The organism is Streptomyces sp. NPDC058674, assembly GCF_042716505.1.
GTDB lineage: Bacteria > Actinomycetota > Actinomycetes > Streptomycetales > Streptomycetaceae > Streptomyces.
On sequence record NZ_JBHXSC010000005.1, the window covers coordinates 23,733 to 37,424 of the forward strand.

Below are 13,692 nucleotides of genomic sequence, written 5' to 3' on the forward strand. Positions count from 1 at the left end.
CCCTCGGGGCGCGGGGCTACGGCTGGGGTTCGAAGTCCCAGTAGGGGCGGGTCTGCTGCTTCGCGGAGACCGTGTGGACGTGCTGCGGGCCCAGCACCCGCGTCAGGGACTTGATGCCCGCGTCCTCGTGCTTGCCCGCCTCCACGTCCTCCCGTACCGACCGGAGGTCCGCGGCCAGGGCGATCTGTGCGCTCAGCGTCATCGGGTGGTCCGGGCCCAGCACCCGCTCGGTCATCCGCAGCGTTTCCCGGCTCAGGGCGAGCGCGTCCTCCAGGCGGCCGGTGATGTTGCGGTGCCCGGTGGCGTTCAGGGCGCAGCCCAGGGTCCAGGGGTGGCGGTCCCCGAGGGCTCCCCGCATCCCGGCCAGGGCCTGCTCGGCGAGGTTCAGGGCCTCCGCGCGCTCCCCCTGGGCCCGCAGTACGAGGCCGAGGTTGCCGACGGTGCCGATGCTGTACGGGTGGGCCAGGCCGAGCTGTGTCTGGTAGCCGCGGACCACGTCCTCGGAGATCCGGCGGGCCTCGCCGATGTCGCCGTACTCCCTGAGGTAGGTGGCGTAGTCGGAGGCGACCATGAGGGTCCACGGGTAGTCGACCCCGAAGACGCGGGTGGCCCGCTCCCACACGGTGCGCAGCCGCAGGCCCGCGCCCGGGATGTCGCCGGAGCGGCGCAGGCACATGCCGAGGTTGTGCTCCGCGCGCAGGGTCTGGGGGTGGCCCAGCCCCAGCACCTGGGTGTTGAGCTTGACGCCCTGCTCCTGCCGGGTCTGTGCCTCCCGGTAGCGGCCCATCAGCCGCAGCCCCATGGCGCAGGCGATGCCGGAGGACAGGGTGGAGATGTGCTGCGGCCGCAGGACTCGCTCGCGGCGGCGCAGGGTGTCCAGGTCCAGGTCGTACGCGTCCTGGTAGCGGCCCAGCAGCCGGTGGGTGGCGGCCAGGTTGTTCTGGGCGCCCAGGGTGGTGGCGTCGTCCTCGCCGAGCAGTTCGCGGTAGGTGGCCAGGCAGTGCTCGAAGATCTCCCGGGCCGGGTCGAACTTGGCGATGCACAGCAGCACTCCGCCGTACGCGCTGCGCGCCCGCAGGGTCTCCAGGTCGCGCTCGCCGCGCTCCTCGGTGAGGCGGTCGGCGACGGTCCGGGTGAGGGCTTCGGCGCGGCGGAACAGTCCGAGGTTGCGCAGGGCTCCGCCGTACTGGTAGCTGAGCTCGCGGACCTTGGGGTGGTCCTCGCCGAGGAGGGTGCGCCAGACCCGGTCGGTCTCCTCGGAGAGCCGCAGGCAGGTGCGGTACTCCCCGGCCAGGAGCAGGTAGCGCAGGCAGTGCAGCAGGAAGTTCTGGATGCGCGGGTTGCTGCTGGTCAGCACCCCCGAGGTGGTCAGGTGCGGGACGAGTTCGGCGTAGCGGGGCCACAGCCGGGAGTCCGAGGGACGGCCGGGGTCGGCGGCGGCGAGGACCTGGCGGACGGCGCGGGCGAGGGGTTCGGCCTCGTCCTCGGAGAGGTTGGCGCGGACGATGCCGTGGACCATGCGGTGCAGTTGCACGGTCTCCAGGCCGCCGCCGCCCTCCTCGACGGGGAGGTCGGAGTACTCCAGGCGGACCACGGAGAACTGGACGAGCTTGTTGAGGGCGGCGTTCCACCGGATCTGGTCGTTGATGAGCCCGGCGAGCTCCTCGGGCACGTCCTCGACGGGGAACTCGCGCAGCAGCCGCAGCGGCACGGGGCCGGGTGCGAAGAAGACGAACAGCCGCAGCAGGGAGAGGGCGTCGGGGAAGTCCTCCCGGACGTTGTTGAGGAGTATGGCCAGGGCGGTGGGGAAGGGCAGCGGGTAGTCGTCGGAGACGATGACGGCTTCGCGGGAGTCCAGTCGGCGGCGGAGCAGGTCCAGGTAGTCGCCCACGGTCAGCGGGGAGTCGGCGAGCCAGCCGGCGGTCTGGTCGAGGGCGAGCGGGTAGTCCTCCAGGGCCTCGGCGAGCTGGTCCGCCTCCTGGGCGGTGAGCCGCAGGGCCCGGCGCCGGATGAAGGTGACGGACTCCGGCCGGGCGTAGAGGGGGACTTCGACGAGGCTGGTGTGGCGGGCCGCCCACTCCCGGTTGCGGGAGGTGATGATGACGTCGCCCGCGCCGGAGGGCAGCAGGTCGGTCAGGTCGTCGGGGTTGTCGCAGCCGTCGAAGACCAGCAGCCAGCGGTGGTAGGGGTTGCCGCGGCGCAGCGCTTCGAGGACGGCCCGGATCTGCTCCCCGTAACTTCCGGCGCCGCGGGGCAGTCCGAGGGCGGGCGCCAGGTCGGCGAGGCGTTCGCGCAGGGTGGGGCGGTCCTCCGCGGGCACCCACCAGACCACGTCGTACTCGGAGGCGAAGCGGTAGGCGTACTCGGTGGCGACCTGGGTCTTGCCGACGCCGGACAGTCCCAGGAGGGTGACGGTGGAGGCGCCGGGCGGGGCTTCGGTGAGGGCCGTGCGCAGGGTGCCGATGACGTCGTTGCGGCCGGTGAAGCGCGGGTTGCGGCGCGGGACGCGGCCCCAGATCTCGGGCGGGTCGTTGGGGAAGCGGGGGCCGCGGCGGCCGGTCTCGGTGCCGATCCGGTCGGTGGGCAGCTCCAGGCGGCGCAGCACGCGGTATTCGGCCTCGTACGCGTCCAGGCCCCACAGGTCGGTCTTCTCCAGTGCGGCGACGGCGCTGGGCAGCGGGGCGTCGGTGAGGCAGACGGCGGCGAACCGGTCGGGGTGGCGGTCGGTGACGGTGCGCAGGGCGGTGTTCCACTCGTCCTCGGTGTGGGTGCCGGCGGAGAAGTAGCGTTCGCTGAGGACGAGGACGACGCGGCTGCCGGAGCGGGCGAGGTCGTCGAGTGCGGGGGCGAGCCCGGGGCCGTTCTGGGGGTCCCAGCGCTGGAGGGCGACGCGGTGGCCGTGCTCCTCCAGGCGGTGGGCGATCCACACGGCCCAGGGGCGGTTGAACCCGGCGAAGCTGATGACGAAGCGCTGCGGTTGCTGGTGCTGCTGCGCTGCCGTGTCGCGGTCCTGCCGGCTACCGGTGGTCATGCGGCCGTCTCCCTGGGTTCCGGGCGGTGGACGGGGTTGGAAAGGTACCGCAGCGGACGGTTCGTCAGCCCTGTGCGAAGGGGGCGAGTTCGGGGTGGGCCGCGCACCAGGCACGGCGTTGGCGCTCGACGGTCCGGCGGGCGGTGGCGTGCTGGTCCCCGGGCGGTACAAGGTCGTCCATGGCGCGTTCCGCGGCGTCCATGGCATCGGTGAACTCCCGTCCCGCGGACGTGAGTCGGGGGTGCTCCCGCAGGACGGGCAGGACGGCGGCCACCTGGGCCCGGAGACGGGCGTGCTGGGCCCAGGCGCCACGGGCTCCGTAGAGCGCGGCGCGCTGCCAGTACCCGGCGAGGGCCAGGTGCGCGTAGGCCCCGTGCAGGAGGCCGTCCAGCGGGCGGGGGTCGGTCCGCCAGGGGGCCCAGTGGCAGGGCGTGCGGTCGGCGGTGTGCAGGGTCAGGACGTCGGCGAGGGCGGTCAGCTTGCCGTGCTGGACCTCGTGGACGAGGGTGGCGGCCAGCGCGGGCGGGGCCTGGGCCCGCGCCAGGAGGGAGCCCGCGGCCGCGGGGAGGGTGGCGCCGTTGGAGCGGGCGCCGCCGCCCAGGGGGACGACGGAGCGCAGCAGTTGTACGGTCTCGCCCGCGCGGAGGGTGTCGTAGCGCTGGAGCAGGGTGAGGGCGCCGGACCACTGGGTGTCCCAGCGCTTGTGCCCCTTGGGGGTGAGGCGGCGGGCGGGGCGGACGGCGGCCGGGTGGGCGGGGCCGGCCGCGCGGTAGGGATCGAGGTCGTCGAGGGCGGTCGCGCCGCCGGGCAGGGTGTGCAGGGGCAGGGCGGCCGGGTCGTCGGGGTCCCAGGAGTCCTCGGTGAGGATCAGCGGGCCGGGGCGGGGCGGGCGCAGGAGTCCGAGGGTGGGCAGGACGAGCCGGCCGTGCGTGGGGCGCAGGGTGGTGGCGAAGGCGACTCCGGCGCGGGTGGCCGCCGCGGCGGCGAGGGCCCCGAGGTGGCCGAGGTCGGGGGCGGGACCGGCGGGGTCGTGCAGGCGGCGCAGGGTCTCCTCGGCCCACGCCCCGGTGGCCGGGTAGTGCAGGACGTCGCGGACCGCGCCGGGGTCCTTGCGCTCGGCTTCTTCCAGCAGGGCCCAGTGGTCGGCGGCCTCCCCGGCCCGGCCGCCGGGGGCGGCGTCGAGGACGGCGCGCAGCAGGACGAGGCGTTTGGAGCGGCGGATGTCGCGGACCAGCCGGGTGCCTTCGGCGGAGGGCTCGGTGGAGGCGAGGGCGCGCAGGGTGCGGGTGGGGACGGTGAAGGGGGTGAGGGAGTCGGTCACGAGGCGGCCGCCCGGCGGCCGGGGACGGGGGCGGCGGGGGCGGGGACGGCGCGGACGTGGGGGACGCCGGGGACGGTCGGGGCGGCGGGGATGGCGGGGGCGGCAGGGGCGGCGGGGATGGCGGGGGCGGTGGGGGCGGTGGGGGCGGCGGGGGCGGTGGGGGCGGTGGGGGCGGTGGGGGCGGTGGGGGCGGTGGGGGCGGGGTGGAGGGGTGGGGCCGGGCGGGTGGCGGCGGCGTGGAGGGCGGCGGCTATGTGGCGGATGAGGACCTGGAGGTCCGCGCAGTAGACGGACGGCTGCCGGAAGCCCTCGCCGGACTGGTAGCGGTGCGGGTAGTGCCCTCCCCCGCACACCTCCACCAGCTCGCAGGCCCGGCAGTCGGCGGCGAGCGCGTCCCGGCCGAGCTGGCGGGCGGCGAGCCCGGGGTGGTCGAGCAGCTCGTCGAAGCTGTGTGCGGCGAGGGTCATCCCGGTGGCGGCGGCGCCCTCGTAGGCGGATTTCAGCGAGTCGGCCTGCTCGATGGAGCCGTCGGTCTCGATCACGGCGGTCGTGGCGGGCGCGAGCCCGAGGGTCTCGGTGGCGGCGGGCAGTCCGAGCAGCAGCGCGATGATCTCCTCGAAGGTCCGGATGCGGGTGCGGCGCACGCCGTCGTGCCACCAGCGTTCGAAGACCGCGAGCAGCCAGTCGGCGTACGGGGTGCTGCCGGGGCGCCGGCCCGGCGGTGGTGAGCTGCGGTTCGCGAGCGGGAGCAGCAGGGCGAGGGCGGGCGGGGCGTAGGACAGCAGGGACTCGTACGTCTCCACCGGGTCCTGGTCGAGGTCGACGACGCAGAGCACCCCGGCGTAGCTGTCGGGGTGGCGGGCCAGGAGCCGCAGTCCGCGGGCCGCGGCGGCGAAGCCGGGGCGGCCCGTGTGGTCCACGCGCCGGGCGTTGTGCGCGGGCAGGCCCCCGTCGAGGCTGACCCCGACCCGGATGCCGGCGGCGGCCAGGGCGGTCAGCCGGCCGCGGGTCAGCAGGGTGCCGTTGGTCTGGACGGTGGCGGTGACCCGGGTGCCCGGCGAGCTGCGGGCCAGGGCGGCCCGTACGGCCTCGACCGGTTCGGCCAGCCGGGCGGGTGCGGTGAGCAGCGGTTCCCCGCCGTGCAGGACCAGGTCGATCCGGGCCAGGCGGTGGGCGGCCGCGTGCTCGGCTATCCGCTCGCCGGCGCGGGCTGCGGTCTGCGGGGTCATGACGGCGGGCTGGCCCCGCCAGCCCTGGTCGGCCATCTCGTAGACGTAGCAGTAGGTGCAGGCGAGGTTGCAGCGGCTGCGCGTCTTGAGTACGAACTGCCGTATCGGGTACGGCCGGTGCCCGGCGGCCCGGAGCGCGGGGACGTCGAGGCGGGCGTAGGGCCAGGGCGCGTGGCGGGCGTGGTCCGCGCGGACGGCCCGGCCGTGGTGCTCGGGCAGCGCGGCGCCGCTCGTGGTCGCTCGCCTCATCGCCTGTGCCTCCCGCCCCCAGCCGCCGCCGGAACGTGCCCCCTGCGGACGGTGCATCCCTGCCCTCCGGACGGGCCCGGCTAACGGCGGAAAGTGGTCAACCGCGCCGGACCGGGCGGGCGGTGCCCCGGGCCGGGGGAGCCCCCGGGCGGCGCGCGACGGACGCGGGGCCCGGGACGCGGGGTGCGGGACGCGGGGGGTCACGCGATCCCGGAGTCGAAGGCGTTCAGCGTCTCGGCGGGGTGGGTGACCCGCTCCACCATGGCCTCGATCACCTCGGCGAGGACGGGGTGGTCGAGACTCCGCAGAGCGGCCAGATCGAGTCCGGAGAGGTCCGGGAGCCGTCCCGGGCACGCGCGGGACGGAGCTGCTTCCTGACGTTGCGTCACCATGGGCCGGGTTTCCCCCTGTTGCCTCGGACGTTCGGCGGTCCACTCCCCTTTCCCCCCGCCCACCCCCGGGAAACGGGGCCCCGGGGGGCGCACGAGCCCCCGGGAGGGCGCGGGCCGGGGCGGGGGGGGCCGTGGGCCGGGGCGGGGCCTTCAGAGGGGGGTCTCCAGGGCCCGCACCCGGGCCCGCAGCGCTTCCGGCCGGCCCGCGTCGTCGGCATCGGCGTCGCCGAGCCGCTGCCAGAGCTCCAGCGCGGCCCGGTAGGCGTCCAGGGCCGCACGGGGCCGGGCGAGGTGCTCCAGTACTTCGCCGCGCAGTTCCTGTACGCGGGCCGCCAGCCGGACCGCGGTGTCCCGGCGCTCCTCTCGGACGGCCTCCAGTGCGGACCGCCAGGCCCGCCGGTAGGAGTCCGCCGCCCGGTCGAGGCGTTCGGCCGCCCGGGTGTGGCCGTGGATCTCCCGCTGTACGTCGCCGTGGTCCCGCCAGGCGCGGGCCCGTTCCAGGGGGTTGCGGCTCTGCCGGACGGCGAGTTCCAGCAGGTACTCCGCCTCCCGCAGGTCCACCGGGTCCCCCTCGTACGCGTGCCGCAGCCGCAGCCCGGCGGCCAGCCGCATCAGCCGGTGCGCGGAGCCGGGGTCGGACTGCGCGACCGCCGACCTGCTCTCGCGCAGCACCCGTACGGCGGTCCCGGTGAACCGCCGCCCGTCGGCGGCCCGGGCCCGGTCCAGGAGTACGTCGCCCCACTCGGGCAGCAGTTCCGCGAAGGCCTCCGCGTCCCGGGGGATCAGCCTGCGGGCGCGGCCGTACGCCTCGGCCGCGTCCTCCAGCGCCGCCGGGTCGGCGTCCCGGGCGAACCGGGCCCGGTGCACCCGGGCCAGGCAGACCAGGGCGGCCACCCGCGGCTCCGCGTCCCCGCCGGTCTCCGCCAAGGCGGCCTCCGCCTGCGCGGCGGCCTCCTCCAGCCGGCCGGGAAGGTACCGCAGCGCTCCGGCCAGCTCCACCCGTACGCCGGCGATCCGGCGGCGCCGCCGGATCGCCGCGTCCTCCAGGGCCCCGAGCGCCCAGGCCAGCCGGGCGGCGGCCTGCCCGGCCAGCCGCTCCCGCTCCCCCGGGTCCGGGGTGCGAGCGGCCAGCGCCAGCAGCACCCGCCCCAGCGCCCGCTCCAGCTCGGCGTCCCGCACCGGCGGCGCCCCGCCCTCCCGCGGGAAGACCGTGCCCCCGCCGCCCCGGTCCCCCTCCGAGCCGCTGCCGGATCGGGAACGGGCTCCCGCCCGGGGATCGGCCACGGAACCCCGGCCGGCGCCGGAGGCCGCCCCGGGGGTCCGGCCCGCGTCGGGGCGCCCGCCGGTCGGGGCCGTTACGGCGGCCGGCCCCTGCGGGGACCCCGACGCGGTGCCGGTCTCCCCGGCCCCGGGCCCATCGGAGCCGCCACCGGACCCCGCCCCGGGACCGGCCCCCGGCTCCCGGCCGGAAGCGAGGTCGTCGGCCACAGCCGCACCCCTCCCACCGGCGCGTACGGGACCGTCGACCACGCCGGGCCCCCCAGCGACCGGGCCGGACCCCCCGCGGGCCGAAGCGGGACTCCCGTCAACGGGGCCGGGACCCTCGCCAGCCGGGGCTGGGCCCCCCATGGCCGGGCCGAAGCCCTGCACCGCCGGGGCCGGACCCCCGGCCGCCGGACCGGGGCCCTCGGTGGCCGGGTGGGTGCCCGCAGCAGTCGGACCCGAGTCCCCGCCGGCCGAGGTGAGGCCTCCGGCAGCCGGGCCGGGGACCTCACCAGCCGGAGCGGGCCCCCTGACAGCCGGTCCAGAGCCCCCCACGGCCGGGGCCGCGCCCCCCGCCGCCGGCCCGGGACCCTCGGCGGCCGGGTCGGGGCCCCCGACAGCCCGGCCAGAGCCCTCCGCCGTCTCGGCGGCGGGCTGCCCCGTGCGGTCTTCGGGCGTTGTGGGGTACAGGTTCGGGCCGAGGGGCGGGGGCGGTCCTGTCAGGGGTTCCAGGGCGGCCCGCGCCTCCTGGAGGGCTCCCGGGTCGTCCCGCAGGCCGCTCAGCCGGATGAGGGTCTCCGCGCGCCGCACCGCGCAGTCGCGCCGGAGCTCCGGGCCCGCGCCCGGCGAGGCGGCGGCCGCCGCGAACTCCCGGTCCGCCGCGGCCAGCAGCTCCGCGTCGGGCCGCGCGCCCGCGAGCGCCCGTTCGTGGAGCACCCTCCCCAGCACCGCCCGCGCCGGAGCCGTCCGCAGGCCGGCCACGGCCCGCTCGGCCTCGGCGAGCAGGTCCGGGTCCCGCTGCTCCGCCCACAGCCGCAGCAGCGCCCCCGCCAGCTCCGTCTCCGCCTCGTCCGGCGGGTCCTGCGGCCCGGCCGGGACCGTGACCGCCCGCCGCAGGACCGCCACCGCCTCGTACAGCGCCCGCGCCTCCCCGGCCCCGGCCGCCAGCCGGTCCCGCGCCGCCCGCACCGCCGCGGCCCTCCCGGACCCCGGGGCCGGGGCCGCGGGTTCCTCGGCCGCCTCCGGTCCGGCGGCGTCCGGCGGCCCCGGCAGGTAGCGCCGTACGACCTTGGCCGAGACCTGCGCGAAGGCCTGCGGCAGCCGCCCCGCGGGCGCCCGCTCCGCGTCCTGCGGCCCCGGGCCCGGCACCGCCACCGGTGCCCCCGTCAACTGGGAGACCGCGAGCGCGGGGAAGTTCCGTACGCCCCGCCCGAAGTGGGCGAGCACGTACTCCGAGCAGTGCTTGAGCACCAGCGCCGCCTCGTCCCGCCCCAGCGGCCCCAGCAGGACGTCCTGCACCCCCGGTGCGAACTCGTACCACTGCCCGGGCGGCGGCCCGCTGCGCCGCAGCAGGCCGCTCAGCAGCACCTCCGCCAGGTCCGACGGCTCCGAGTCGGGCAGCATCGTGCGCTGGACCAGGCGCATCACGGGCAGGGTCAGCGGAGCCGCCGACAGGTACACCGCCAGCTGCACGGCCCGGGGCGCGGCCGACGAGCGGAACCGCCCGACGAGTTCCCGGGGCGGCCGCACGGCGCTCGGAGGCGGTACCGCGGCCGCGGGGTGGTTCGCCCGTACCCTCCCGACCTCGGCCGGGACCGGTCCGGTCCCCAGGCCGGCGACGAGCCGGGCCCAGGCGCCGAGCGCGGTGGCGTTCGGCGGCAGCACCGGCACGGGGAGACCGCCCGCGGGCCGGCCGGGCAACGGCGGCCGGTCCGACCGGAATTCCAGCTTCCGGGCGCTGCCCCCGACCCGGGCGAGGGTGCCCCGCTCGGTCGGCAGCCAGCTGCGCCCCCACAGCCGCTGCGGCAGCGGCTGTACGACCACGCACGGGGTGCACTCGGCCCACCGGTGCAGCAGCCGCTGCGCCGCGCCCTCCCGCCACAGGGGCCCGGCGCAGTCGGAGACCACCATCGTCAGCGCCCGTCCGGTGGGGTCGCGCAGCTGCTCCCCGGTGCGCAGTCCCGCACCGGACTGCGGACCGCGCCCCAGTCCCGGCGCCCCGTCCGGGAGGCGGTGCAGGTGGTGCACCTGCACGTCACGGAAGGCGCCGAGCCGCTCGCACACGGCCCGCAGCTCCTCGAACATGTCCTGCCACACCGCCATCGACGGCGACGCGTCCATGACCAGCCGTAGGGTCGCCTCGCGCCGGCTCTCCGGCCGCAGGACCGGTACGACCAGCCCGAGAGCCCGGGCGCTGGCCTCCGCGGTGGCCGCTTCGTCGAGCACCATCCGGACGGGCGGGGCGGCCGGCCGGTGCCGCTGGAGGGCGCGCAGGGCCCGCTGGACGTCGAGAATCCGCGGCAGCGCGGCCGCTCCGGGCACCCGCACGGGCACTCCTGCCTCGACCGGAGTTTCACCGTCCGCCCCCGGTCCGGCAGCGGGCCGCACCCCGGCGGCGTACAGGCTGATCGGATCTTCGGCCTCCGCCTCGGCCGCCTCTGCCGCCACGGACTCCTCCGCGCCCGGCGGCTCCCCCTCCCGCCCCGTCGGCGGACGCCCGGGGGCCTGGCGGGCCGGCCGTGTCCCGGCGGGTCGCGCGCCGCCGGGATCGCCCGGTCGGCCCGGTCCCGCGACCCCGGTGGTCCGCCCGGCGAGCCACAGCGCGTCGGCGAGCTCCTCGGTGCTCGGGTCGAGCCCGGCGGAGCGCAGCAGGGCGGCCAGCGCCCGGATGTCGGGCTCGGCGGCGGACGCGGCAGCGGACGCGGCGGGAGGCCCGGCGGGCGGCCCGCCGGGTGGGCCGGCCGGTGGATCGACGGGGTTCACGGGCCGTCACCTCGGACGGTCGAGCCGCTGGATCAGCAGGTCGGCCAGGTCCTCGCGGGTGGGCGGGGCGGCGTAGTGGGTCAGGTAGATCGCGTTGAGCAGCTGGTCGGCGGCGACCAGCTCGGACTGGGACCGGGTCAGGAACTCCCTGATCAGGTCGGCCCCGAGCCGGGCCGCCTCCTCGCCGAGGTGTGCGCGGACCAGCGTGGCGAGCCGCTTCTCCCCCGGTTGTCCGAGCTTGAGCTGGATGCAGCGGCGCAGCAGGGCGGCCGGGAAGTCCCGTTCGCCGTTGCTGGTCAGGATGATGAACGGGAAGGCCCGGCAGCGCACCCTCCCGTCGCGGACGACGACCTTGGCCCCGTCGTCCGTGAGCACCCGCACCTCGGGCTCGGTGTCGGCCACCCGCTCCAGCTCGGGCAGGGTGAACTCCCCCTCCTCCAGTACGTTCAGCAGGTCGTTCGGCAGGTCGATGTCGCTCTTGTCGAGCTCGTCGATCAGCAGCACCCGCGGGCGCTCGGTGGGCAGCAGGGCCGTCCCGAGGGGTCCGAGCCGGATGTACCTCCCGATGCCGGGCACCCCGCCGGCCGTCATCCCCCCTCCGGCCGCGCTCCCTCCTCCGGCCGCCGTCCCGCCGGCGGCGGCCGTCACCCCGCCGCCGGCCCCCGGGACGGCACCGTCCCCGGCACCGCCGCCCGCCCGCACCCGGCCGCCCGCCGCGAGCTGCACGTCCTGGAGCCGGGCGATGGCGTCGTAGCGGTACAGCCCGTCCTGGAGCACCGTCCGCGACACCACCGGCCAGCGCAGCACCCGCCCCAGCTTCAACTCGTGGGCCACCGCGTGTGCCAGCGTGGACTTCCCCGTCCCGGGGAAGCCGGTGACGAGAAGCGGCCGCCTCAGGTACAGGGCGGCATTGATCGCCTCCAGCTCCTCCGGCTCCGGCCGGTGCAGCTCGGCGGCCTGCCGGTGCGCACCGAGCCGCCGCGCCACGTTCCCGTCGGCCGCCGGCGCCGGGCCGCCGGACCCGGCGGGCGGGCCGCCGTCGAAGTCCCGCCAGGGCGGCGGGTCGGGCAGGGCGTCGATCCCGTCGTGGGGCTCCCCGACACCGCGGTAGATGAGCCACTCGTCGTTCATGGAAGGTGCTCCCTCCTGCCGGTCACAGGTCCCCCTGGAGCGGCTCGTCCTCGGGCAGGGCGCGTGCCGGGTCGTCCCATACGAGGGCGGCTCCCGCCGCCCAGTAGGCGTCCGGGTCCGCCCCGTACGCCCGCCCCCGCAGCGCCTGGAGCCGCAGCGGCAGGACCTCCGCCCGGCCGGCGTCGGCCAGTTCCTCCCGCAGGCCGCGGTGGAACGGCGCGCAGGACGGCCCCGCTTCGGCCGGGGGCCGGCGGCCCACCACCACCCCGTACCCGGCCTCCCGCGCCGCGTGCAGCGAGCCGAGCGTGGGCTCCTGCGCGGCGGCCCGGCAGTGCACGGCCACGGTGTTGTCCGGTTGCGCCGCGAGCCGCTCCGGCCCGGGGCTGCGGGGGCGCCCGTTCGCGCAGTCGATGCGTTCGTCCAGCAGCGGGCCGGGCTGGACCCGCGCCCAGCGGTCGGCGGCGCGCGGGGGCGCGGGCCCGCCGGGGTGGCGCAGCACGACCGGCCGCTGGACGCCCAGCGGCGTCCCGCCCACCAGCGTCCACTCGTCCACCGGCAGCCCGAACAGCGCCGGTGCGACGGCCACTTCGAGCAGGGCGGCCGCCTCGTGGGTGTCGCACCGCCGGAAGGCCTCGGCGAGCGGGGCGCGCAGCGCCTCCGGCAGCCCCGACAGCGTGGACCGTACGCCCGAGTCGACCGGGGTCACCCGCCCCGGGTGCGCCGGACCGGCGAGGACGGACACCCGCCAGTCGTAGACGTCCTCCCAGCCGTGCGCCCACGCCTCCAGCAGGACCGAGGCGCCGGCCGGCACGCCGCCGTCCCGCCGGGCCCTGCCGTACGCCCCCCGTCCGGCGACGGTCCGCCGGCGCCGCTCCCGCTCGGCCAGTCCGTGTTCGTGGCGCTCGCCGAGCTCCCGGCGCAGCGGCCGCCACAGCCGCTCGGCGGTGGCCCGGACCCAGTCCCACAGCTCCTCGTCGGCGCCCGGCGCGGGCGGCTCGCGGTAGTCGGCCACGCTCACGTCCGTCGCGTACCGGAGCATCGCGGCGGCTTCGCCGGTGCCGCCCGGCGGGTCGTGCAGCAGGCCCAGTCCGTCGCGCCAACTGAGCGGCGCCGGGGGCTGCGGGTCCGGTTCCTCGCCGCGCGCCGCCTCGGCCAGCGCCCGTACGACCTCGGAGGAGCCCGGCGGGGGCAGTTCGGCGAGCAGCCCGCACAGGGTGGTGAGCTCGCCGGGGGTGAGGCGGGCGCGCCCCTGCGCGCATCCGTCCTCGGGCGACGGCAGCTCGCCGTGCACGTCCGTCCAGGTCCGGCGGGTGTCGAGGTCGCTGTGGTGCCGGTCGTAGTGGTAGAGGTCGTGGGCCTGCATGACCCGGCGGTAGAGCCCGATCTGGCCCCGCGGGGGCATCGGCAGGGTGCGCAGCTGCACCACGGAGACGGCCAGCCCGCCGCCTCCCGTGTGCCGCCGGGCCTTGACGACGCCGACCACCTCGCCGCGGCCGAGGTCGACGACGGGGCCGCCGGACATGCCGGGCTCGATCTCGTCGTCGTTTCCGAGCCGGATGGCGGCGCCGTTGCCGGCGGTTCCGCGCAGCCGGGTGGTGCGGCCGGTGATCTCGGGAGCGCCCAGGTCCTCGGTGCAGCCGAAGTACGCGACCTCGTCGAAGCGGGGCCTGGAGCGGCCGGTCAGCCAGACGCAGGCGTGCGAGACGGGGGCCAGGATGCGGATCAGCGCCAGGTCGGGCAGGTCCCACAGGGCGCGCAGGCCGGGCCGCCGCTCGTCCAGCCGCTCGGGCAGGACGCATTCCACGCGCCCCGCGACGGTCCCGGTGGCGCCCCGGGCGCCGGAGGAGAAGGTGATGCCGACCTCGCGCCCCGTCAGACGCACCGCAGCACCCCCTTCGCCGACCACGTGCGCGCACGTCAGGACCCAGCCGGGGGCGATGAAGAACCCGCTCCCCCAGGTGGGTGCGGGTAGGTGGCTGCCGGGGGTCTCATACCCGCCGGGCGGCGCGTGGACGCGTACGGTCGCCGCCCGGACGAGGGGTTCGAGGAGCTCGAAGGCGCGCGCGGAGCCGGCCGTGCGCCCGTCCGTCATCC

General features: G+C 77.6%; 7 protein-coding genes. All 7 read right to left on the minus strand.

Annotated elements, in window-relative coordinates; genetic code table 11:
• Positions 1 to 16: 16 nt before the first annotated feature.
• The 7 genes from fxsT to ACFWU6_RS04215 all read right to left on the minus strand — a co-directional run bounded on the left by fxsT (position 17) and on the right by ACFWU6_RS04215 (position 13,690).
• Positions 17 to 3,031: an FxSxx-COOH system tetratricopeptide repeat protein gene (gene fxsT / locus ACFWU6_RS04185; RefSeq protein WP_383806801.1), complete on the minus strand. Its 3,015-nt coding sequence runs from the start codon at positions 3,029 to 3,031 to the stop codon at positions 17 to 19.
• Positions 3,032 to 3,095: 64 nt separating this feature from the next.
• Positions 3,096 to 4,352 carry an HEXXH motif domain-containing protein gene (locus ACFWU6_RS04190; RefSeq protein ID WP_383978330.1) on the minus strand — a complete coding sequence of 419 codons (1,257 nt, stop codon included), beginning with the start codon at positions 4,350 to 4,352 and terminating at the stop codon, positions 3,096 to 3,098.
• Complete coding sequence (locus ACFWU6_RS04195) at positions 4,349 to 5,830, minus strand: FxsB family cyclophane-forming radical SAM/SPASM peptide maturase (RefSeq protein ID WP_383978333.1); 1,482 nt, start codon at positions 5,828 to 5,830, stop codon at positions 4,349 to 4,351. The genes ACFWU6_RS04190 and ACFWU6_RS04195 overlap by 4 nt, the downstream gene beginning before the upstream one ends.
• A gap of 200 nt (positions 5,831 to 6,030) precedes the next feature.
• Entirely contained in the window at positions 6,031 to 6,222 is a 192-nt protein-coding gene (gene fxsA, locus ACFWU6_RS04200) for an FxSxx-COOH cyclophane-containing RiPP peptide (protein ID WP_383806794.1), read from the minus strand.
• 150 nt (positions 6,223 to 6,372) lie between these two features.
• Positions 6,373 to 10,467, minus strand: a complete 4,095-nt coding sequence (locus ACFWU6_RS04205; RefSeq protein ID WP_383978336.1) for an SAV_2336 N-terminal domain-related protein — start codon at positions 10,465 to 10,467, stop codon at positions 6,373 to 6,375.
• A 6-nt stretch (positions 10,468 to 10,473) separates the two neighbouring features.
• Entirely contained in the window at positions 10,474 to 11,598 is a 1,125-nt protein-coding gene (locus ACFWU6_RS04210) for an AAA family ATPase (protein ID WP_383806788.1), read from the minus strand.
• 22 nt (positions 11,599 to 11,620) lie between these two features.
• The gene (locus ACFWU6_RS04215; RefSeq protein ID WP_383806785.1) at positions 11,621 to 13,690 is read right to left on the minus strand and encodes a trypsin-like peptidase domain-containing protein; all 2,070 of its coding nucleotides are present in this window, start codon (positions 13,688 to 13,690) and stop codon (positions 11,621 to 11,623) included.
• Between the last annotated feature and the right edge of the window lie 2 nt (positions 13,691 to 13,692).